Origin of the sequence: Bacillus sp. MMSF_3328 (genome assembly GCF_030733525.1) — a bacterium.
GTDB classification, from domain to species: domain Bacteria; phylum Bacillota; class Bacilli; order Bacillales; family Cytobacillaceae; genus Bacillus_AB; species Bacillus_AB infantis.
This window is the reverse complement of the sequence record NZ_JASHIV010000004.1, coordinates 89,403-112,432: the sequence shown is the minus strand read 5'-3', so window position 1 is coordinate 112,432 and position 23,030 is coordinate 89,403. Positions and strand designations below refer to the sequence as shown.

22 protein-coding genes are annotated in these 23,030 nt (G+C 44.7%); 4 read left to right on the top strand and 18 right to left on the bottom strand.

The genetic code is table 11. From position 1 onward, the window contains the following. The first annotated feature begins 123 nt into the window (after positions 1 to 123). The 3 genes from RBB45_RS09080 (at position 124) to RBB45_RS09070 (ending at position 1,823) form a co-directional block, all read left to right on the top strand. Complete coding sequence (locus tag RBB45_RS09080; protein ID WP_165352694.1) at positions 124 to 828, top strand: FadR/GntR family transcriptional regulator; 705 nt, start codon at positions 124 to 126, stop codon at positions 826 to 828. 33 nt (positions 829 to 861) lie between these two features. Then, positions 862 to 1,218 carry a hypothetical protein gene (locus RBB45_RS09075; RefSeq protein ID WP_101552029.1) on the top strand — a complete coding sequence of 119 codons (357 nt, stop codon included), beginning with the start codon at positions 862 to 864 and terminating at the stop codon, positions 1,216 to 1,218. A 116-nt stretch (positions 1,219 to 1,334) separates the two neighbouring features. Next, positions 1,335 to 1,823: a DUF2798 domain-containing protein gene (locus tag RBB45_RS09070; RefSeq protein WP_306009490.1), complete on the top strand. Its 489-nt coding sequence runs from the start codon at positions 1,335 to 1,337 to the stop codon at positions 1,821 to 1,823. 37 nt (positions 1,824 to 1,860) lie between these two features. Here RBB45_RS09070 and lacZ read toward each other — a convergent pair whose 3' ends face one another. Both lacZ and RBB45_RS09060 read right to left on the bottom strand, forming a co-directional pair. After that, positions 1,861 to 4,911 carry a beta-galactosidase, LacZ type gene (gene lacZ / locus RBB45_RS09065; protein WP_306009489.1) on the bottom strand — a complete coding sequence of 1,017 codons (3,051 nt, stop codon included), beginning with the start codon at positions 4,909 to 4,911 and terminating at the stop codon, positions 1,861 to 1,863. Positions 4,912 to 5,172: 261 nt separating this feature from the next. Then, positions 5,173 to 6,189 carry an NADP-dependent oxidoreductase gene (locus tag RBB45_RS09060; RefSeq protein WP_306009488.1) on the bottom strand — a complete coding sequence of 339 codons (1,017 nt, stop codon included), beginning with the start codon at positions 6,187 to 6,189 and terminating at the stop codon, positions 5,173 to 5,175. 273 nt (positions 6,190 to 6,462) lie between these two features. On the opposite strand from RBB45_RS09060, the gene RBB45_RS09055 reads away from it, so the two are divergent. Further along, positions 6,463 to 6,771, top strand: coding sequence for a hypothetical protein (locus RBB45_RS09055; RefSeq protein WP_306009487.1), 309 nt, complete (start codon positions 6,463 to 6,465; stop codon positions 6,769 to 6,771). A gap of 104 nt (positions 6,772 to 6,875) precedes the next feature. On the opposite strand, the gene RBB45_RS09050 is transcribed toward RBB45_RS09055, so the two are convergent. From RBB45_RS09050 to RBB45_RS08975, 16 genes are all read right to left on the bottom strand, one after another. Further along, complete coding sequence (locus tag RBB45_RS09050) at positions 6,876 to 7,076, bottom strand: hypothetical protein (RefSeq protein WP_009792469.1); 201 nt, start codon at positions 7,074 to 7,076, stop codon at positions 6,876 to 6,878. 83 nt (positions 7,077 to 7,159) lie between these two features. Further along, positions 7,160 to 7,702, bottom strand: a complete 543-nt coding sequence (locus RBB45_RS09045; RefSeq protein WP_306009486.1) for a GNAT family N-acetyltransferase — start codon at positions 7,700 to 7,702, stop codon at positions 7,160 to 7,162. A gap of 18 nt (positions 7,703 to 7,720) precedes the next feature. Continuing rightward, positions 7,721 to 7,993, bottom strand: coding sequence for a hypothetical protein (locus tag RBB45_RS09040; protein WP_009792471.1), 273 nt, complete (start codon positions 7,991 to 7,993; stop codon positions 7,721 to 7,723). A 267-nt stretch (positions 7,994 to 8,260) separates the two neighbouring features. Next, positions 8,261 to 9,220: a glycoside hydrolase family 43 protein gene (locus RBB45_RS09035; RefSeq protein ID WP_306009485.1), complete on the bottom strand. Its 960-nt coding sequence runs from the start codon at positions 9,218 to 9,220 to the stop codon at positions 8,261 to 8,263. After that, positions 9,217 to 10,272 carry an aldose epimerase family protein gene (locus tag RBB45_RS09030; RefSeq protein WP_306009484.1) on the bottom strand — a complete coding sequence of 352 codons (1,056 nt, stop codon included), beginning with the start codon at positions 10,270 to 10,272 and terminating at the stop codon, positions 9,217 to 9,219. Before RBB45_RS09030 ends, RBB45_RS09035 begins: the two co-directional genes overlap by 4 nt. Before the next feature lie 45 nt (positions 10,273 to 10,317). Next, the gene (gene galT / locus RBB45_RS09025) at positions 10,318 to 11,817 is read right to left on the bottom strand and encodes a UDP-glucose--hexose-1-phosphate uridylyltransferase (protein WP_306009483.1); all 1,500 of its coding nucleotides are present in this window, start codon (positions 11,815 to 11,817) and stop codon (positions 10,318 to 10,320) included. 12 nt (positions 11,818 to 11,829) lie between these two features. Then, a complete protein-coding gene (gene galE / locus RBB45_RS09020; protein WP_306009482.1) occupies positions 11,830 to 12,819 on the bottom strand; it encodes a UDP-glucose 4-epimerase GalE in 990 nt (329 codons plus the stop codon). Then, positions 12,816 to 14,006 (bottom strand): galactokinase, encoded by a 1,191-nt coding sequence (locus RBB45_RS09015; protein WP_306009481.1) that lies wholly within the window; start codon positions 14,004 to 14,006, stop codon positions 12,816 to 12,818. Before RBB45_RS09015 ends, galE begins: the two co-directional genes overlap by 4 nt. 33 nt (positions 14,007 to 14,039) lie before the next feature. Further along, a complete protein-coding gene (locus RBB45_RS09010; RefSeq protein WP_306009480.1) occupies positions 14,040 to 15,026 on the bottom strand; it encodes a LacI family DNA-binding transcriptional regulator in 987 nt (328 codons plus the stop codon). Positions 15,027 to 15,239: 213 nt separating this feature from the next. Further along, positions 15,240 to 17,045, bottom strand: a complete 1,806-nt coding sequence (locus tag RBB45_RS09005) for a glycoside hydrolase family 2 protein (RefSeq protein WP_306009479.1) — start codon at positions 17,043 to 17,045, stop codon at positions 15,240 to 15,242. Between the two features lie 22 nt (positions 17,046 to 17,067). Next, entirely contained in the window at positions 17,068 to 18,144 is a 1,077-nt protein-coding gene (locus RBB45_RS09000; protein ID WP_306009478.1) for a glycoside hydrolase family 172 protein, read from the bottom strand. Positions 18,145 to 18,176: 32 nt separating this feature from the next. Then, positions 18,177 to 18,590 carry a hypothetical protein gene (locus tag RBB45_RS08995; RefSeq protein ID WP_306009477.1) on the bottom strand — a complete coding sequence of 138 codons (414 nt, stop codon included), beginning with the start codon at positions 18,588 to 18,590 and terminating at the stop codon, positions 18,177 to 18,179. 33 nt (positions 18,591 to 18,623) lie between these two features. Further along, entirely contained in the window at positions 18,624 to 19,460 is an 837-nt protein-coding gene (locus RBB45_RS08990; RefSeq protein WP_306009476.1) for a carbohydrate ABC transporter permease, read from the bottom strand. Between the two features lie 12 nt (positions 19,461 to 19,472). Then, a complete protein-coding gene (locus RBB45_RS08985; protein WP_306009475.1) occupies positions 19,473 to 20,387 on the bottom strand; it encodes a carbohydrate ABC transporter permease in 915 nt (304 codons plus the stop codon). A 67-nt stretch (positions 20,388 to 20,454) separates the two neighbouring features. Then, complete coding sequence (locus tag RBB45_RS08980; protein WP_306009474.1) at positions 20,455 to 21,696, bottom strand: extracellular solute-binding protein; 1,242 nt, start codon at positions 21,694 to 21,696, stop codon at positions 20,455 to 20,457. A 1-nt stretch (position 21,697) separates the two neighbouring features. Further along, entirely contained in the window at positions 21,698 to 22,753 is a 1,056-nt protein-coding gene (locus RBB45_RS08975) for a glycoside hydrolase family 43 protein (RefSeq protein WP_306009473.1), read from the bottom strand. Positions 22,754 to 23,030: the final 277 nt, after the last annotated feature.

The window sequence follows — 23,030 nt, the reverse complement described above, 5'->3', positions numbered from 1 at the left end:
CCTTTTCGTCCATTTTACTAAATTGTCTGAAAAAATCAATAACTTCTTTCAAAGTATTGAGCTTTCCCTGGATTTTCTGTATGATGAAATCGCTTTACCTGTCATTTTTAGGGAGTGAAAAATATGAAAAAAAAGGCCTATGAAACTATAATAGATCACCTCCAGAATATACTTTTTTCCGGTGCCTTCCAGCCCGGGGACAGGCTTCCGACTGAAAGGGAACTGGCATCCCGCTTTAAGGCGAGCCGCACATCTGTCAGAGAAGCCTTAAGGCAGCTCGAAGCACAGGGGGTGCTCGAAATCAGGCAGGGCAGCGGGAGCTATCTGAAAGCCCGTCCGAATTCCCGGCCGGAGAGCGTCTCTTTTACCATCGAAAATGAAAAAACCAAGCTTGTCTATGAGATGCTCGAGCTCAGGCGCGCCTTGGAAGTAGAATGTGCCGGGCTTGCAGCACAGAGGGCAGGCTCTCTGGATTTGGAGCCGATCAGACAGGCCCTTCTCCTGATGGAGAGCACGGATGATGCAGAGCTGGGGATTAAGGCGGATGTCGACTTTCATTTCGCCATTGTCAATGCCGCCCGCAATTCCATCTTTGCCAAACTGTTTGAAACGGTAAGCGGACATATGAATGACACCATCCGTGCTACTAGGAAGGAAAGGCTCCTCGATCCATCGAGAAGGCAGGATACCATTGAAGAGCATAAAGAAATCTTTCTGGCCATCGCTTCAGGCCAGGTCCAAGAAGCAAGGCTCTCCATGGAAAAGCATATCTCCCTAATCAGGAGAGAGCTTTCTTTAGGAATGATAGATAGGCAGCAGGTACAGTGAGCTTTTTATAAGGCTGAAATCAGGAGGATCATTATGTATTGGGAGACTATGCCCGGCTGGTTTTGGGCCATTTATTATTCTATTCTGTTTAGCTCGATGGTTGCCGCTGTCTATTGTATTATGAAAGAACAGCTGAAGATTCCATCTGTCATTTTGATTTTCTTTGTACTGAGTGTACCTATTGCCAGCATGGCTGCCAGCACTGAAAGAGGACCCGGAATAAATGAAATGGAATACTTTATCGGCCAGCTGCAGCAGGGCATCGGCTGGACCTTATTTTCGCTGGCAGGTTATTTATATTTGATGCTGTGGTGGTTCCTTTTCTTTTTCAAAAGAGGTGTCATCACAGGAAAAGTAAGGAGATTTCTTCTTAATCAAACGTTTGATTAAAGAGGCTTCAGCACTTGGGGCATATGCAATCTTAAAAAAGTTCACAAAATGTTCACTTACGACGGGGTTCCTTCTCTTCCTATAATAACTGGGTATCAAGAGAAGGGATGATGAACGTGCCGACAACGAAAAAAGAAAGCCTGCAGTTCGGGCTGATGATGTGCCTGGGAATGGTGGTCGCAATGACGACTTATAATCTCGTAATCAATGGAATAATCGGTGAAATACCGTTCTTTACCTTACTCTTTCAGTATATTGCCGGCTTTGCAGTGGCGGTCGTGCTGGAAATATTTATCGTGGGACCTGCTGCCGGAAGGATTGCTTCTATGATGCCTTATGACAAATCGAATAAGGTCTATAACATTGTTTCCATGTCATTATGCATGGTAGCGGGAATGGTGCTCCTTATGTCTATATATGGACTCATCACAGCCTATATGACCGGAAACCTGACTGGGGAATCATGGGTGCAAAACTATGGATCAATCGCTTTTAAAAACTTTATCTTCGCCCTGCCCCTGCAGCTTCTCATTATGGGGCCGCTTGTCCGCTTTCTATTCGGGAGATTTGTTAAAGGCAAAGAGATGGCGGGATCAGCAGTTTAATAGTCTTCAAAGGAAAAAGGGCGGTTCTCCCGCCCCTTTAATTATTTTTATCTAACCGTTCAATGACAAACTCGAATACCATGTCTTTCTCCGGCTGGATTGTATGTTCGCTGTGGACAGGAGCCCCCCAGCTGTCATCGCCGCCCACACCCATCTGGCGGCCGGCAACCGTCACCACTGTGTAATGGATATCAGGCAGTTCATAGTGATGGTTTGCATGCTCCAATTCGAATGCCGTGTATGGAGAGACTGTACACTCCACCGGCTCCCCTTCTGCTGAGATCCTGATGCCTGAACCATTCTGATTGGTTATGTCCACTGAGCGGACGCCGGTACGGTTTCCGGACTCCTGCGGCATCACATAGCCGGAGACATTATCTTTCACTGTGTTCTGGAATCTTCCAAGCCTGGCCCCACGGCTGCGGTCATCATAATTCTCCTCCGGCCCAAGGGCATACCAGTCAAGCTTTTCATATTCAGCCGGCACCTTGAAGGAAAGGGCGAATGTCGGCATTTGCGGTAGGTTATCTGCACCATTGTATACGGATCTTACATGCAGGGAACCATTCTCGCGTACTGTGTAATGAACCTTTACGCTCATCTTTTCGCTGATGGAAAATTGATAGCTGAACGCAATTTCGGCAGAGCCCGCTTCTTCTTCCTTTACTTCCACCGCTGTACACTGCCTTGCCAGGCTCGCCGCATACCATGCCCCTGATGTGAATCCCTGTGCAAATCCCCTGTCATTGTCTGTAGTTGCTCTCCAGAACAGCGGGAAGACCGGATACGAAATCATTTCTTTTCCGGCATATTTGAGCGAGACAAGTGTTCCAGCCTGCTTAGAGAATATGATGGAAAAATCGCTTCCATGGACACCGATATTTACGTCTCCTTCTACAATCCTTAGTTTCCCATACACTGCTTCAGCTTTTTGCTCACCTTCCACCTCGAAAATATATTGGCCGAATGCAGCTTCATGCCCCTGCTCAGCCCATTGCTCCGGCTCTCTAAGGATAAGCGAAGCTGTAATGCAGTACTCACCAGCCTTCTCTCTGATAGCTTCAGGCCATTCGAAGGCTGCATATCCTTCTTCACCTGGATTTACAGACAAGGACGAAAATCCTTTAAAAATCTCATTTCCCTCATGCTGCAGTGTATACTGCAGATCATACTGTTCCAGATTAGTAAACAAGCTTTCATTCTTAATCCTGGCACCGGCCCATTCTACTTCCAGCTTGAAGTCCTGATACAGGAATTTCACTTCCTGCATTTTCGGGGACAGCTCCCGGTTGGCATATACAATGCCGTTCGTGCAGAAGCCATAATCGGTCGGCCGGTCGTCAAAGTCCCCCCCATAGGCAAGGAATTCTTTGCCGAAACGGTCTTTTTTCACCAGTGACTGATCAATATAATCCCAAATAAAGCCGCCCTGGTACATCGGGTATTTGTTTTCCAGATCAGTATATTTGTACATGCCTCCAAGCGAGTTGCCCATCGCATGCATATATTCACAGCTGATGTATGGCTTTTCGGGATCTTCGGTTAAGTATTTTTCAATATCGGTCGGCTTGGCATACATCCGGCTTTCCATGTCACTCGTTTCGCTGTAATTCCGGTCATAGAATACCCCTTCATAATGAACGAGCCTGCCGGGATCTTTTTCCTTGAAGTATTTTGAGACGTTCAGGATCACATCGCCGGCATATGATTCATTGCCGCAGGACCAGATCAGGATGGATGGATGGTTCTTATCCCGCTCATACATGGAAATTGCCCGGTCCATGACGATATCCTGCCATTCCGGCAGATTCCCCGGTATATTCCAGGAAGGCTCGACTTTGCCCATCTTCTGCCATGATCCATGTGTTTCAAGATTCATTTCATCAATCACGTAAATCCCGTATTCATCACAAAGCTCATACCACAGGCTCTGGTTCGGATAATGAGAGGTGCGCACAGCGTTGATGTTATGCTGCTTGAGTGTCTTTATATCCCAGAGCATATCTTCCCTGGTGATTGCCCTCCCCGTCCGGCAATTGAATTCATGCCGGTTGACGCCCTTAAAGACAATCCGCTGTCCGTTCAGGGTCATGATTTTATCCTTCATCTCAAACCTTCTGAACCCAACCCTTTCCGGTATAACTTCTTCTATGCTTCCGTTTTCTCCATATACCGTAAGATAAAGCTTATACAGGTTAGGCTGCTCTGCACTCCATAATGCAGGAGAGTCGAGCCCGAGAGTGAATTCCCAGCTCCCGCCGCTTTCAACTGCCTCTCCTGAGGAAACACGGTTCCCAAGGTCGTCATATAAATCTGCTGCAATCCGTGACGGAACATCACTGCCCTTCAGCAGTTCCAATCTTCCCTTCAGCGTACCGCTGGTGAAATGATCATCAAGCTCTGTCCTGACATCAAGGTCATTGATGTGAGTGCCGGGCACCGTATACAGATACACATCCCGGAATATCCCGGAGAAGCGCCAGAAATCCTGATCCTCCAGCCAGCTTCCTGTACTGCGCTGGTATACTTCTACAGCCAGCTTGTTATCACCATCCTTAAGGTATGGTGTCAGCTCAAACTCAGCAGGAGTAAAGCTGTCCTCGCTGTAGCCGACGAATTCTCCGTTCAGCCACACATAAAAAGCGGACTCCACTCCCTGGAATGAAATATAAAGAGGCTTGCCTTCCATAGATTCAGGCACCGTAAATTCTTTTACATAACTTCCGACAGGATTAACGTCCTGCGGAATCTCAGGCGGGCGGATATCAGCAAGGCCGTCCCATGGATACATCGTATTCGCATATTGGGGTTTGCCGTAGCCCTGCAGCTGGATGTGTCCGGGGACATTGATGAAATCCCAGCCATCACACGAAAATTTTTCCTTGTAAAATTCGGCAGGCCTCATATCGGGGTTCACCGAATAATTAAATTTCCAGCTGCCATTCAGGCTGTGTCGCATGCTCATGGAAGCACCCGCCCTGGCTTCTTCCAGAGTTTTATAGTATTTATGGTCTGAGTGTGCGGGGAGGCGGTTCACTGCAAACACACTGACATCCGATAGCCAATTTAAAGATGGAGTTGAAGACATTTTTCCTGCACTTCCTTCTAATTAAAATTGTATATTCCATTAGTTAATTATACTTAATTATAGGAAGCGGTTTCATAATTATTTATAGCATTTAAATGTGATTAATAGGCTGTTTCGAAAAACTTTTAAAAGAATAGACCAAAAGCTGATTAACTCTACCTCGAATTTTTCCATACAAATCGCAAAATTTAACCCCAAAGTTACAACATGCTAAGGAAAAGCGCCGGTCCCCGAGGACCGGCACTCACCTAAAAATAGATATTATTCAGCTGCAACCTTCACCAGCTGCTTGCCCATATTCTTTCCTTCAAATAGTCCAAGGAAGGCATCAAGGATATTATCAAATCCTTCCGTTACTGTTTCTTCGTATTTGAGCTTTCCTTCGCTGACCCATTTGCCGAGGTCGGCAGCTGCTTCTTTGTAGCGGCTGGCGTAATCCCCGACTGTGAAGCCTTTCATGAGCGCGCTCGTTTTGATCAGCTGGCCCTGGACGCGCGGACCTGTATCTTCACCCTGCTTGTTATAAGCTGAGATAGCTCCGCATACCGGCACCCTGCCAAATTTGTTCAAAAGGCTGATGGCTGCATCGCCAATTTCCCCGCCGACATTTTCAAAATAAACATCAATGCCGTCCGGACAGGCCTTTTCCAAAGCCTCGCGGATATCGCCAGCTGTTTTGTAATTGATGGCTTCATCGAATCCAAGCTCATCCTTCAGATAAGAAATCTTCTCATCAGACCCTGCAATCCCGACTACCCGGGCACCCTTGATCTTAGCAATCTGGCCGACTGCGGATCCTACTGCTCCTGCCGCACCTGAAACAACGACGGTTTCATTTTCCTTCGGCTGCCCGATATCAAGAAGCCCAAAATAGGCAGTCAAACCTGGCATTCCCAGGATCCCAAGGTGAGTTGAGACCGGTGCAACCTGAGGATCAATTTTGCGGACAGCCTTTTCTGAGGCAACGGAATATTCCTGCCAAGGCAGCATTCCGACAATATAATCACCTTCATTAAATGCAGCCGATTTGGACTTTACAACCTTGGCCACCCCTCCGCCGTGAAGCGCCTCATCGAGCTTAAATGGCTCTACATACGATTTTGCGTCAGACATCCGCCCGCGCATATAAGGATCCACAGACAGGTAGACCGTCTGAAGAAGAACCTCTCCTTCCTTCGGCTCTTCGACCTTAACATCGGCAAAACGGAAATCATCCTTCACAGGTGTCCCTTTCGGACGTGAAGCAAGCTGAATTTGCTGCTGAGTATTCGGTAGCATGGTTATCCTCCTCTTAAATGATAATTGCACTTTACCATATTGATGAATGGTGATTCAATCTTGAAGGGCCAGCTTCCGCATATCCCGACGAAATACCCAGCGTTCCTCCCGCCGTGCCAGGCACCGCAAACAGACAGTTTCCGGCCTTTTGTCCACGAAGGGTGCCAGACACGGTGAAACAAAATGGCTGCTCGTTCGTATATAATGACAAGGAATATTATGTAATCACAACTCTTACATCCCTGCTGGTAATCATGAAAGAGGTGAACGCCTATGCCAACCTTTCTTGTTGTTAACCTTTGCATTGTTTTAGTTCTGTCTGCTTTTATGTCCTATATTACGAAGAATGGAGAAAAGAAGGACAAGGGATTTGTTTTGTCTTACTATCAATTGAGCCATAGAAGAAAAGTGATTCGCTCCTTATGGGAGCTCCCTTTCCTCATTCTCTTCCTGATCCTGATGTTTTATCTCACGGAACTTGAAACTATCTATAAGCTGTCCCTTTCCGCCCTGCTGTTCTTCGTGTTCATTGGCCAGTTCTGCTATAACTACTATAAGTGGAAGCAGCAGGAAAAGGCATGATCGGCTGAGATCATGCCTTTTCCTCATTCAGCGTGCCTGGCACCGCAAAAAGACAACTACCCGCTATTTGTCCACAGACGGTGCCTGGCACTGGCAGCATTCTTCTAGAAAATGGTCCCCTTAAATTTTTCCGGCTTTGTAACATAGCTCTCAATTATGTAACCGCAGCCCGTGCAGATGATATGCTCAACGGGTGATCCAAAGCTCATCCTATTGTCGGGTATGATTGTCCCATATCCGTGCTGACTGCCTTTGCCCAATTCCTTCCCTTCGCATTTTGGGCATTCCCCCGCTATTTTTTTCATCGTAATTCCTCCCCTTTTTAGCACTCCTTTGTATTAAATACGAAAACATTCCGCTAATCTTGATTGCTACCTTAACTGAAACTTCACAGCAGTTCATCCGTCCGCGGCCGCCAAATCATATGATGGGAACCCTTTCCCCAATAATTCTCTATTACAACCGCAGGCTGTCCGAACTTCATCTTCCAAATTTCCTGGGCCCTTTTGTACCCGCTGTCCATACAGAATTCTTCAATTCCCCTTTCGCAAAAAACAGGGTAAAGGCTGCTCAGCAACTTGCTGCCGATACCCTCTCCCTGAACATCAGGATGAACAAAGACGGTGCCAACTTCAAATAAATGGCTGTACTCCTGATTGGTGTTCTCAAGAATCAGCCTGCTGGCCGGCCCAAATTCAACAGTCCCGATTATCTTCCCGCCTGCCTGCGCAAGCAAAAAATACCGGGCCTCTCCCCGGCTTGATAGATCCTGCAGCAGGTACTCTTTTTTCACTTCAATCTCTTTCTCCATATCCTCTAAAAGTCCGCCGATGCCTTCCTTGATAAACGTATCGGTTATGACCATATTAAAAAAATCATTTAGTTCAGCTGTATCTTCATAAACGGGTCTTCTAATCTTTATGTTTTTCATCTTTTTGATTACCCCTATCTAATAATAAAAGGCCGCTGCACCGAGTCCAAGGCAAACTGCTGCTGCTATGAATAAAGCAGCTGAAGCCCCCCGGCTTGCCTTAAGCTTTATCCCCCAAGCACCGAAGAATACCGCAGCCGCAATTTTCGAAGTTCCTTGAAAAAATGCGCCACCATCTGCAAAAACAGAACTGCTGAATAGAATCGATAAAAACAGAGATCCTGTGATCAAAATCTTGAACCACAGCGGTTCTCTTAAGAATAGACCCGCAAACAGCTTTATCTTTTTCATTGGTCATAGCTCCCTTCTACAATAGGAAACACAGATAAAAAAAACGCATAATATAGAATTAAAGAAAATTTCTCTTACTGTAGCCAAATAAATAATATCTTTTCTATATTACGATCAAGTATGCGGTGCGTTGCATCTTTATTTTGAAAAATTTCAAGATATAAACTGTATATATCTGGACTAAACCTAGTTATCTGACCGATGGTTCAGCATCCACACTTTCAGGCGGAGGTTTTAGGAGTAGGCCATCAAAAAAACCTGCCAGCCTCAAAGCTGTACAGGTTTCTGTTCTGCAAGTGCAATTCCATCCTCCAGTTCTTTCATCGGGATGAAGTGCGGCCTCTCGTCCCCATGAGGAGTATCGGGAAAGTGAGTGCAAATATAGAGCTTACCACTGAGATCTCTGAAGAGGCTAGAATGGCCGGCGTTTCGGTCAAGAAGCAAGTTTGATTCATGCTGCCATTCGCCAGCCAATTCGCCATTTGCCGATTTTGCAATAGCCACAGTATAGCCCCCCATTCCGACATCACCATAGGCTGGCACAGAATAGCTGGACCATAGCATGATCAGCTCACCATTTCTAGCCTTATACATAAATGGTGCATCGGTGAGATAGCCTTTTTTCTCGATTCTGGGATCACTAAAATGCCGGACCCACGGGATTTCAGCCGCATTCAGTATTTCAATCGGCTCTCCCTGCGACTTTCGCAGATCTTGAGAAAGCCGGATCGCCTTGATTCTGCCTTCATGCAGCTGGGTCCATTCATGGCAATAGATTAACCACTTCTGTCCATGCCTGTCCTCAAAATATGTTCCATCCAGGCATTCTGCACCCCTAGGGGTGACTGGGCCCTCACTATGAGGAGCATAGGGACCGGCAGGATGATCGGCTCTTAATATAGCTGTTCCACGGTTTTCTCCTATGCCTCCTTTAAAGGAAGCAAACATATAGAAGCTGCCGTCAATTTCAAAAACCTCAGGGGCCCAATAATGTCTCACTCCCCAGAAGCCGTTTGGCGGCTGGAAAGCAGCATAGGGACCTTCCCAGTCTTCAAGGTTGCTGCTTACATATACCTCAAACATTGGCTCCACATCCCCGCAGCCGTCAGCAAAGGTTGTACCGAACATATAGTACTTTTGCTCTTTCATTGATGTAAAGATAAATGGATCTCTCATATGAATGCAGTCTGTTTTTAAAAACTTGATGCTGCGAAATCCCTTGTTCATTTTCGGTCTTCTGCCCTAAAGGTATACTTTGTTGAAGTTTGGTATCTTTCTCCCTTTCTCAGTACACTGGAAGGAAAATTTGTATGATGCACGGCATCCGGAAGACCTTGGGTTTCAAGGCACATCCCCAAGTGATTTCTGGATGGAATACCCCGTATGGAGAAATTCTCCTCCAGCTGGTTCCCGGTATATACTACAACAGCGGGCTGATCTGTTTCAACTACAAGCAGTCGGCCGCTTTCTGCGTCGTATAAGCTAATTTCTTCATTTTTGTTTTCAGTAAGCAAGAATGGATGATCGTAGCCGCTGCCCGCAAATATATTCTGGGTATCATCTGAATTCTTGCCTTCAGAAACCTTCCGTCCTTCAGTGAAATCAAATACGGTATCGTTGACAGATAGGAGTTCACCGGTTGGTAAAAGCGCTTCGTCCAGTTCCGCAAATCGTTCGCTCTTCAGTATAAGTTCATGATCAAGGATGTCCCTCTTCAAATCCCCGCTCAAGTTAAAATACGAATGATTTGTGAGATTGACAACCGTATCCTGATCACTGATTCCCTCATAGCTGATCTCCAGCTCGTTTCGGTCATTCAATGTGTATGTGACTTGCATTTCAAGATTCCCGGGATAGCCTTCTTCGCCATCCCTGCTGACATACCGGAAAATGACGCTTGCAGAGCCCGGCCTTTCAGACATTTCTGCATCCCAGAGCTTTTTATCAAAACCTTCCACGCCGCCGTGAAGATTATTTCCGCCATTATTTTTGGCAAGCTTATAGGTTTTCCCGTTCAGCTCGAATTCCCCTCCGGCAATCCTCCCGGCATGGCGCCCGCAAACTGCTCCAAAGTAAGGGGAATGCTGCTGGTATTCTTCCAGAGTATCAAAGCCCAGGACCACATTTTCCATCCGCCCATCCCGGTCCGGCACAAGGATTTTCGTGATGATACACCCATAATCGAGGCAGGAAACCTCCATTCCCTGCCTATTCACCAGTGTAAAGATGGAAACTGTCCGTCCATCCAGCTCTGCAAACTTCTCTCTAACTGCCTTCATTTGCAAGACTCCCATTCTTTTAAAAAATGTAATTCATTGCTCCAATCAATCAAGTCCCTCCAGGAGATCAGCAAACCTGCGGAATGCCGCCAGGCCGGATTCAGTCTGCTTGAACACGCCTGCATCCTCAAGAACCCTTACAAACTTATACCCGATTTCTTTCCGTATAATAGATCCCGCTGTTTTGCCGGTTAACTCAGCTGCATACTTCACTTTCATTTCAGCAGCCCATGGCAGATGGTAATCTTTTACCTCTGCAGGCTGGTCGAGCAGAAACTTTTCTATCTCACTGATTTCCTTTTCCAGACGCGCAGGCAGAACGGCCAGTCCCATTACTTCAATCAGGCCGATGTTTTCCTTTTTGATATGATGGACGTCGGCATGCGGATGAAAAATGCCGAGCGGATGCTCAGTGCTCGTGCGGTTGTTCCTGAGGACAAGATCCAATTCATAGAGGCCATCCCGCTTTCTCGCAATTGGTGTAATGGTGTTATGCCTCGTCTCTTCAGTAAATGCCTCTATTTCAGCTTCTGTATCACTGTATTGAACCCATGCTTCAGAAATCATTTCAGCAGCATCAGCGAGCTCTTCCTGTTTTTGGCCTCTCAGGCGTATAACAGATAACGGCCATCTTAGCATGCTGGCGCTTATATCGGGGAAACGGGTTAGCTGGAACGAGCCGATTTCATCTGCACCAGCCATAGCAAACTCATAGCTGCCTCCCTGATAGTGATCATGGCTGAGTATGGATCCGCCGACAATCGGCAGATCCGCATTGGAGCCAACGAAATAATGCGGAAATTTCCCTGTAAACTCCAGCAGTCTCGCAAAAGTGCTGCGGTCGATTTTCATATTGCGGTGCTCCCCGCAAAGGACGATACAGTGCTCGTTATAATATACATACGGCGAATACTGCAGGAACCACGATTCACCAGACAGCTCCAGGTCGATAATTCGGTGGTTGGAGCGTGCCGGATGCCCCGGACGCCCTGCATATCCTTCATTTTCTGCACATAGCAGGCATTTCGGATAATTGGAGGAAACAATCTTCATCTCCCGTTCGCGTGCTATCTGCTCCGGATCCTTCTCAGGCTTGGACAGATTGATCGTGATGTCCAGCTCGCCATATTCGGTGGCGATTTTATAATTTATATTCTTTGCGATGCTTTTGGTCTGAATATAGTTGCTGTTCCGGCTGAGGTCGTAAAAATACCTGGTAGCCTCTGCAGGGCTATCTTCATACTTTCCATAGAACTCTCTATTTACGGCAGAAGGCTTTGGAACAAGCACATCCATGATCTTGCTTGAGAGAATATCTTTATCACTTTCAAGGCCGGCTATCCTGCCTTCAGCAACCGCAAACCCGATAAGGTCTTCCAATACATCAGGAATGGCCTTTTCCACCGCTTCGGCATGTTCCGGATACTCGACTAGCCCGAGCAAAGACATGATTTGATTTCGTGCATATATTCTGTCGCGATCCTCAATCATGCCTAAGGCAGCGGACTTATTGACCAGCGTCTCTATGCTCGCATATACATCCATTCCGAGCCCTCCTTAATCGTTATAGCCGTGCGGATGTGCCTGATGCCAGCTCCAGGCATCTTCAATGATCTGCTTGATGCTTGTTCTCTGTGGATTCCAGCCGAGAACCGTTTTTGCTTTCTGCGAGGAAGCGATAAGGGTGCTTGGGTCCCCGCTTCTTCTAGGAACGACTTTATCCGGGATCTCATGTCCAGTCACCTCACGGACTGCCTCGATCATTTCCTTAACAGAAAAACCCTGCCCGCTTCCAAGGTTAATGATCTCGCTTTTTCCGCCATTCTGCAGATACTGGAGGGCAAGCAGGTGGGCATTGATTAGATCTTCGACATGGATGTAATCGCGGATGCAGGTTCCATCCTCTGTGTCATAGTCATCGCCGAATATTGAAATATGCTCCCTCTGTCCAAGGGCGACCTGGAGAATGATCGGGATCAGATGTGTTTCAGGCTGATGGTCTTCGCCAATCTCTCCTGTCGATCTTGCTCCCGCTACATTAAAATAGCGGAGTGATACGTATTTCAAATCATGGGCCGTTTCACACCATTTCATGATTTTTTCCATCGTCAGCTTGGTTTCGCCATAGGCATTCGTAGGATTGGCAGGCATCTCTTCCGTGATCGGCATTGTTTTCTGCTCTCCATAGGTGGCAGCGGTCGAAGAGAACACAATATTCTTCACATCGAACTCAGTCATAACTTCGAGCAGCACCTGAGTACCGTAAACATTATTGTTAAAGTATTTCAGCGGATTCTCCATAGATTCGCCTACAAGCGAGTTGGCCGCAAAATGGAGGACGCCGTCAATGCTTTCCTTTTCAAACACACTGCGCAGAAACTCCTTGTCGCGGATGTCTCCCTGATGAAACTTTGCATCAGGGTGAACCGCTTCCCTGTGGCCTGTCTCCAGGCTATCGACAACTACCGCTTCATAATCCTGGTCGATCAGCTGATAAACAGCATGTGAACCGATATATCCTGCACCGCCAAGAACTAAAATACTCATCCCTGCACCTCCAAAATGATTTCCTTGGTTCCATCCCCGACACTCGCTGCGTAGAAATCTGCAGCATAGCCGATTCTTTCCATATATTTATTGCCTACCTCTTCAATGAAAGAAGCAGCCTTGTCTTTATCAACAATCGCAATCGCACATCCGCCAAACCCTGCACCAGTCATACGGGCCCCAAGTGTGCCTTCCTGCTGCCAGGCGGCTTCCACCAGAGCATCAAGCTCTTTTCCTGTTACCTGGTAATCACTCTTGAGCGACTGATGCGACTCATTCATCAGCTTGCCGAAGTCCTCAAGGCGCCCTTCCTGCAAAGCTTTGAATGCCTTTAGCGTCCTCTGGTTTTCATAGACGGCATGTTTTGCCCTTTTTTGAAGGATTTCATTTCCGATCAGCTGCTTATGCTGTTCAAATTCATCCTCTGATAATTCACCAAGTGATGAAATGGAAAGCTTAGACTGAAGCTTAGCAAGCGCTTCTTCACACTCGCTCCGCCTCTCATTATATTTAGAATCAGCCAGCTCCCTGCGCTTATTTGTGTTCATAATAATAATCTGATAGCCTTCCAGATTAATAGGAGCATATTCATACTTCAAGGTATTGCAGTCAAGCAGGATGGCACTGCCGTTTTGTCCCATGCCAATGGAAAATTGATCCATTATACCGCTGTTGACGCCAATGAATTCGTTTTCAACCTTTTTCCCCAGCTTAACAAGGTCGATCCTGCTGATATTGAACCCAAATAGCTCATTAACCATGACCCCAACAAGCATTTCAAGAGAAGCAGATGAAGATAGTCCGGCACCATTTGGAATGTTTCCGTACACGTATATATCCACTCCTGAAGGAAGATTCCAGCCGGATTTTTCAATATAGCCTATCATGCCTTTCGGGAAGTTCGCCCAGCTATGTTCTTTTTTATATTTCAGTTCATCCAGGGAAAATTCAATTATGCCTGCATCCTGAAAGTTTTTTGAATATACTCTGATAAGCCTGTCACTTCTCTTTTTCGCTGCCCCGTAAGTCCCAAAAGTAATGGCACAAGGGAAGACATGCCCGCCGTTATAGTCCGTATGCTCTCCAATTAAATTAATGCGCCCTGGAGAGAAGAACAGCCGCGTTTCTCCCGCTCCAGAATCGGGGTATATAGTCTGAAATTCATTAATGAGTGTATGAGGTTCCATATTGTTGTCTCCTTGCATCGTAATATCAAAGCATTAAAAACTGCTGCTGCGGGCAATCAGTTCAGTAGCGAGAAATACCTTCTTGGCAATTTTCCTGCCCTCGTTTCTTTCTACTAATAGATCAACTGCCGTCTCCCCCATCAGCTCTGTGTGAACCTTGAGGGTTGTCAGCGATGGAAAAATATACTTGGACACACTGATGTCATTAATTCCAATTACATTCACCCGCTCAGGCACCTGGATATTTGCTTCATGGAGCGCTCTTAGGGAGCCGATGGCTATAAGATCATTGCCTGCGAAAATAGCGGTTGGCAAGCGGTCTCCGTGCTCTTCTATAGCCTTTTTCATCATTATATAGCCAGTATTGACACTGAAACTGCCAATATAAATATATTGTTCATCAAAAATGCCTTTCTGGGCTGTATAGGAACGAAACGCAGTTTCACGGGTATCTTCAATCTCGCTGAAGCCATCTTTAAAGGTTTCCCTGCCCCCGATAAACCCAATCGAGCGGTGGCCCTTCTCCAGCAGATAGTCAATGATTTTTCTTGTTGCCCGTTCAAAGTCGATAACAACTGAATCATAATCCTCATCCGGGCTATAGTCTGCAAAAACTATGCTCTCTGTGATTTCTGCTAATGAATCAGCCTGCTTTCTGCTGAACTTTCCTACTGCTATGATTCCCTGGAGGTTTTCATTTTTTATCTCATCTAAATCATCGTAAAAATAGTTCACGTACTGAATATCCAGCTGCTGGCAGCGCTGTTCAATTCCATAGCGGATTGACATGTAATAAAGATCTTCCAGCTCTTCTTTTTCTGTATACCAATGGATGATGGCAATTTTGGAGGCCGTCGCTTTCTTGAGGGCCTTTTTTTTATAAGAAAGCGCTTCAGCTACTTCAAAGATTTTCTTTCTGGTATCATCTGTTACCGACAGCGAGGAATCATAATTCAGCACTCGTGACACAGTCGAAATAGAGACCCCTGCCTTCTCGGCAATTTCTTTAATTGTCGCCATACACTTCCTCCTTTCTTTGAATAGAATAGATCAGTTTTTTCCGAAAGAAAAAGCACCCCTTTTAAAAGAACGGCGAACACGAATAAAAGGTTCCTCAGCGATCTAATAGGAAAGGATGCTATTTGCTTTGCTATCGTTTTATAAAAATGAATCGCTTACATCTATCATAATACTTTTACTAAAAATATCAACTATTTTACTAAAATTTAAACTTTAATCTTGCTTAACTGTTGGCAGATGCCACATATCGTTAATTTCTTTGATTTTGGATAGCTCACACTTCGGCTCTCTATTATAAGCCAGGAGGCCATTTATTTCCTGTTCTACATCTGTAAGCTGTGTGTAGCAGTAACCATGAAGGGCTTCCGAAGCATAGACTGCCTCCATAACCCGCTTGTAATCTCCTACGAACTCTTCTTCATTTTTTACAGAGGTATAGCCCCATCCACTGTCTTCCCCAACCTTAAAACCAATTCCTCCGAACTCTGTCAGAATGATTGGTTCTCCTCTATGTTTAAATCCGTCTGCGTAAATACCGCGCAGAGCAGGCATAGATTTCAGGAGGCTTTCCTTTGTTGAAAGTGACTCTTTAAATGCCAAATATTTAGCTTTTTCTTCTGCTGACCCATGATTATAGTTATGAATTGCACATATATCAGTTCTGGTAAGCTCCCAGCCGTCGTTTGAAATAACCAGCCTTGTTGTGTCCAAAGAATGAATCAGGTGATAAAGAGCAAGCGAATGGTGCTGCTGCTGCTTATTGTCTTTTATGAAGGGGACTCCCCAGCTCTCATTAACTGGTACCCATGCAACAAGAGAAGGGTGATTATAGTCTCTCTCAATGATTTCAATCCATTCTCTTGTTAAGCGTGCCGCAGCATCTTCACTGTATGAAGGTGATGCAGCACACTCACCCCACACTAGGAATCCAAGTTTGTCTGCCCAATAGAGGAATCTTGGATCTTCAACCTTCTGGTGTTTCCTGCATCCGTTAAAGCCCATTTCGAGTGTCAGTTCTATGTCTCTCTTTAAATCTTCGTCAGTTGGTGCTGTCAGCAGACCTTCAGGCCAATAGCCTTGGTCAAGAACAAGCTTTTGGTAATACGGCCTGTTATTTAAATAGACCATGCCATTTTCCTGATGGACCTTCCTCATCCCAAAATAAGCTTCGACAGTATCCATTGCAGTTTCATTATTATCTTTTAAGGTAATTTTCAAATCAAATAAATTTGGATTTTCCGGAGTCCAGTTCCATCCTGAATGATGGAAGGCTGTCCTGAAAATTTTCCGGTTATATAGATCTATTGATCTTTTATTGTAGGCTTCAAATAATTCGATTACATCCTTTGCCACTATCTCACCTTTAAAGCTTATTTCAAACTCAGCTTTCTTCCCGATGAAATCCCCTGCGGCAGTCAGTTCTATGTTAATCTGACCCCTGTCAATATCCGGAGTCGTTCTAAGCTTTTCAATATGGACAGGATTTACTGCTTCCATCCATACAGTCTGCCAAATCCCGGTTGTCCTTGTATACCAGATAGCATCTGACTTCTCAACCCAGAATTGTTTTCCGCGTGGAATTGTCTCATCTGTAGAAGGATCCTCAACCCTTACAACAACCGTCTCTGTGCCCCAGCTCAGCAGTTCCGTAACATCCAGTGAGAACGAAACATGCCCGCCTTCATGGAACCCTGCGTATTTTCCATTCACATAAACCCACGCACGATAGTCCACAGCTCCAAAATGCAGAATTACGTTTTTGCCATTCCAGCCCTGAGGCACTTCAAAGCTGCGGCGGTACCAGACCTGGTCATGGAAGGAAGGATCATTAATGCCGCTCAGCTTGGACTGATAGGCAAAAGGCACATTGATTTTCCGGTCAAAAGGAGCCCCGTGTTCATGCCACTTATCTTTCATTCCAATCTTTTCATCATCAAAAGCAAAATCCCATTCTCCATTTAAGTTTAGCCACTCTTCTCTTACAAATTGCGGTCTTGGATATTCCGGTCTTGAAGTCATCTATCTCTCTCTCCTTTAGCTATTAAATTACTTCCAGTTCATCTTTTCCTGCAATTTTAGGAAAAGGATTATGAGGCTCTGCTTGATACCAATAAGCAACCGATGCTATATCGTCCTGCAAAGGCAGATACCTCCCTTCCGACCTCCAGCCCAGCGCTTGAATTGTCACTCTCAGATCTTCCTCAAAACGAATCGGGTCCATTACATGCCACCTGTACATCCCAAACCGTTGCTGGCTCCGGTAGAGTCCATCAGGCTTGATGACCTGGTGCATCCCGAGATACGGCGTGGAGTAGGTGCAATATTCGCCTTTAGGCTGCTCCCAGTTCCAGGCACCTCCAACATAATCTTCAGTTCCAGTGCCGCAGATAGTAGGGAACTCACTGTCCCCATCCATATAAAACTTTATTTCTCCTTCTCCCCACCAGTCACAGCTGTTAACCTGCCAAGCAAGATAGGTTCCCACATAATGCCCATGTCCTTTAACCCCTTCCAGAATTGTATGGACATCTTTATATTTGACTGGATTGCTCCTATTCCACTGTGCATGAAAATAAGCAGCATCAGAAGGAACATCCGTAATCGTATAGTCAATCTGATAATAGAGGTAATAATCTTCATTAGAAATATTTTCGATTGTAATCCTGGCCGATTTCCTGTAAGGCATTTCCCAATAGCTGTTAAACCCGCCAGCAGGGTTAACTGCAATTGGAATGGAATTTACATTGACACGTTCGCCCCATCCATTGCAGAAGAAATCGCCGAGCGGCACTTCAATAGAAGGGAATTCTTCTCCATCCCAATACATTCTCAAGATCATTTTTCGCCAGGAATCCGGATGGCAAGTCATCCAAATATGCTGAATGGCTCCCTGTTCGTTAATCTCTGCTATTGTAAAAGTACTTTGTTGTTTGACCAATACCGAGGGAGAAACCTTCCAGCCTTGCCCCAGCTCCCTTGAAGGGCCGGAACCAGTTCCAGATGTGGCCATTCCGCCTTTTCCCTTGTCACCGGTGAAATTTTCAGGGCTTATAGAGCGGGTTTTAGCTCTAGAGAGGCGCGATAACTGCCCCAATCCCATTCCTAATCCATTAAACATTTAATCCCTCCTATTTCTGATACAGCAGGCTATTATTTAATATCAGCCAGCAAAACTTTTACCGGCTTATTTTTTGCAAGAGCAATCACTGCAGCTGCAAGGCAAAGCATCAGGCTGATAAAGTCTGTCAGAAAATAAAAGATGCAGGCAAGGCAGATCAGATAGATTGGGATTTTAACCTGAAGTGTATTGTCCTTTAGGAGTTTTTTTGCAAAAATAATGTTCAAGACTCCAACCAATACAAAAAATATGCCATACGTTACAGCAAAGCTAAACAAGCTGTCAAAATAGGATTGAATTCCTTTCTGCTGGACAATATCCAGATTTTCAAGACCCGCTCCCTGCTGTTTTATATACAAGGAGTAAATAAATACGGTGATTAACCCGGTAAATATCTGCCAACCGCCCGCAGCATAAATGATTTTGCGTTCAAAAGCTCTGCTCATTTCGCTCACTCCTCAATGGTGCTTCTTTTTCATTTATCCCTTCACTCCAGAAGATAAGGACATAGACTGCATGAAATATTTCTGTGCAAATAGATAAAGAAGGAAGGTTGGAACGAGTGCAATCAATGCGCCTGCTGTACCTATACCCGGATAGGTCAAATACTGCCCTTGCAGCAGCTGAAGTCCTGGGGTGATCGGCATTTTATCTATATCGTTCAACACGATTGACGGCCATAAAAAGTCGTTCCAAGCCCCTGTGAAGCTGAATAAAGCAACAACAGTCAATACAGGCTTGAGCAGCGGCAGTATAATCATGTAGAATATCTGAAACTCGTTTGCACCATCAATTCTGGCTGATTCATCAAAAGTCTTTGGAATACCCAGAACAAACTGCCTAACCAGGAATATATTAAATACTCCCGCTGCACCTGGCACGATAACGGCCAGAAGATTGTTAACCCATCCCAGTGAATCCATTATGCTGTATAAAGGAATCAGATTGACTACCCCTGGAAACATCATCGATGCAAGCAGGAATCCGAATAAAAGGTCTCTCCCTTTAAATTGAAGCCTGGTATAACCATAAGCTGCCAATGAAACAACTACTAAAACCAGTACAGTATGGCTCACAGAAATAACTAAAGAATTAATGAACCATTTAATAACCGGGCTAGACTCATTATTGAATAACAGCTCGCTGTAATTGCTGATCGTCCAATGGATCGGCAGAAAGCTTACTCCTGCTGCTGTAATTTCTTCTTCTGACTTAAATGAAGTAAAGACTCCCCAGAGGATAGGGAAAATCCACAGAATAGCCATCAGCAGCAGAAAGACGAATGCGATAGCCTTTGTTTTTTTTCCTTGATTCATCTTAACTCCCCCCTAATCCTTATCCCGTAGCAGGTAAAATTGTATAGCTGAAACAATCATAATGCAGAAACCGAGCATGACTGCCATTGCAGAGGATATGCCTGCAACTGACATCCCGCTGCCAAACGCGTTCTGCTGTATATACATTAAAAGCACTTTGGTAGATTCAGTCGGCCCGCCCCCAGTAAGCATGAGCGGCTGTCCATACACATTGAATTGGGCAATAGTAGTCATAACGGTTGTAAAAAGGATCTGATACTTGATGCTCGGAAGGGTCACCCGGAAAAACTTAGATAGAGTGCCGGCACCATCAAGTTCTGCCGCTTCAATCAAATCTTTGGGCACCCCGTTGAGTGCAGCAAGATAAATGACCATGTTACCGCCGATTGTCCACCAAACTGTAACAATGACAAGCGATATCCAGGCATGCGGCTGATTATCCAGCATATTGGTAGATATATTAAAATAATTTTGAAGTGGTCCATAAGAAACACTGAGCAAAAATTGCCATATAATCATCACTGCCGAAATAGCAAATAAGGATGGCAGGTAGAACATAGATTGGAAAAGCCGATTCATCTTAGGCTTCGCCGATAGGGCTGTAGCAATAAGCAGCGGTACAATGATACATAAGGGTACAGTAATAAGCACAAAAATAAAGGTATTTTCAAGGCCATTGTAAAACTGCCCGTGAAAGCTTGAATCCTGGTCAAATAGGATCGTCTTGAAATTATCAAGGCCAACAAATTCTGGGGATGTGAATAAGTCCCACTTTGTAAATGCAATATAGATCCCAAACACCGAAGGAACAAGGAAGAACATTAGAAATAAAAGAAGGTGCGGGCCGACAAAAAGAACAGGCCATAGGCTGAGCCGGCTCCGTTTTTTTCCTTCTTTGCCGTTTGATTTTTCCGCAAGGGCTGCCATTTGCTTCACCTCGTATTTTTAAAAAAGAGAAGGAGGAAATATTTCTCCTCCCCCTCCTTTTTTTGCATTATTGATTCATTTTGTCATTAACAGTTTGCTGGATTTGCTTTAATCGATCTTTAATATCCGATTTGCCTTGGATCATATCCCAAAGAGCAGCATCGATCTCTCCAAAGATATATGAGCTTCCTGGATCCGTGATGATGGTAACAGCATCACGCGCTTCCTCAGTTTTTAATAGGAATGATTGAGGCATGCTAGTATATTCTTCATTGTCAAGCATTCCAAGGGAGGTAGGGTTAGCACCTGATTTAATCCATTCTGTCTGGTTACCCTGGAGCCATTCAATGAATTCAACTGTTGCTTTAATCTTCTCTTCTGAACGCTCTTTGCTCTTGAACATAGCAAACTGGTCAGCACCGCTTCCCTGAATAATGTTAGAAGCATCCCACTGCGGGGTAAATGTTTGCGCCCATTCAAAATCCTGGATTTTTTCCATTTGTGAAAGCATCCATGTACCTTCAGGAAGGAAGATTACTTTGCCGTTGTTGAAAAGCTTGTTAACATCTTCACCGTTTTTGTTCATATAGCCATTATCAAAAAGCATTTTAAACTCTTCTGCAGTTGCTGCTGCTGTTTCGTTATCAATAGTCGGTTTTCCGTCTTCTGAGAATTTACCGCCCATTTGCAGGTACAGGTTGTTGAAGTTCTGCATTGGCCAAGAGAATCCGTAAGCATAAATTCCGTCTGCTTTCGCAGCTGCACCAGCTTTTTCAATTTCCTCATAGGTAATAATGTTGTCATCAGCAGCACCAGGCGCATACTTATCAACGAGATCTTTGTTATAGTACATCACCCAGCTTCCCATGGTAGCCGGAAGCCCAAATTGCTCACCTTCAACTGTTCCTACATTCCATGCTTCTTCAAGGTAATTTTCTCCCTTAACTTCAGTACCTTCGATATATTTGTCCCATGAGTCCAGCATTCCTTGTGAATGGTACGTGGAAACAGCCTCTGAAGCGATCAGGGCAATATCCGGAACACCTTTACCAGATCTAGTGATAGAAGCCAGTTTATTGCCGAGGACATCACCTTTCATAGCAACTATTTTCACCTTATATTCCGGGTTTGTTGCATTATACTGATCAATATTCTTTTGGATAAGGTCTCCATCCGGTCCTGTCGTTCCGCTCCACAACAGAATCTCCTTCTTTCCACCTTCACTTGAAGCCTTTTCCTCATTGCTGCACGCGCTAAGCATTAGAGCAGACATGATTGCAAAAATCATAAGCAGCCTGAATTTTTTCATTTCATTTTCCCCCCGTATTTATTTTTTGTTCAGTGTTCGTAGGTCCATCAATCACTAGTTTGCCATCTTTGAATAATATTTTATCTATATTCATTTGCCTGTCTCCACTCGGAGCCTCAGGAAAGGTATGCGTATGGTAAACCGCATATAGTGTTTGACCATCAAGCCCAGTTGTTACACTGTTGTGGCCGGGCCCGGAAATTCCCCTCTCAAGATCCTTTGTAAGTACAGGATTTTCCTCCGCCTTTTTAAATGGTCCCATAGGGCTTTCCGAAACAGCATATCCGACTCCATAATCCTCACTGGCATAGTAGTTAGAAGAATACATTAGGTAATACTTTTTATCTTTCTTAAGGACAAACGGTCCCTCGTTCCACTGATAATCTCCACCGAGCCCTTCCCATGCTTGATCAGGCTCAAGCAGTAGCTTTGGTTTCCCAATGAGCCCTGTAAGATCCCCGCTCATTTCCTGAACGAATATCTGGCTCACATGGTAGCCATCTATTATGTTTTCTGAGCAATCTTTAACATAATAGAGATAAGGTGTGCCATCATCCTCTATGAAAATATGGCCATCAATGTAAGAGCCTTCCTCTTTGATGATTTCAGTACTTATATCCTGATAAGGACCAAGCGGCTCGTCGCTTGCAGCAATTGATATTTGCAAATGCCCTTCCTGATTGCGTGCACTGTAACTCATGTAATATCGCTCATTATGCTTTATGACCTCCGGCGCCCAAAAGTCTCCAGTAGCCCACTGATCAGGCTGATTTTCATGCTCGTATACGAGACCTTTCTCTTCCCAATCCACAAGGTTATTAGACTCCCATGCTCTAAAGCCTATTGTTGCCGCAGAAGTGGCGTACATATAGTATTTATCTTTATCTTTTAAAACAAAAGGATCGCCAATGTTTGTCATGTCCCCGACAGGATTTGTATAGGCAACAGCTTCGTTTTGCTTCTTAGACAACAAAATCATTCCAATCATGGCCAAAAGTAGAATAATAGTTAAAGCTATTAGAATCTCTTTTTTAGATTTACTAAAATTTTCTAACAATTCATCATCTCCTTACCTATATATTCTTCGATCTCCTCCTTGGCTTCTCAGATTAGTAGAATGATTGCGCTTTCATCATCATTCAAAAAAAATAACTCAAGTAAAATTTTATTAAATTTTTACTATAAATCGAATATATACTCATATCAAATAAATGTCAATCTATAATTTCCTTCTTTGTTTTAATAAATTTCAACTAAAATTTACATTTCATTATATATTATAAGAAAAACAGAGCTACTTTTTAGTAAAATTATCGTTAGTTTTACCGAAATAA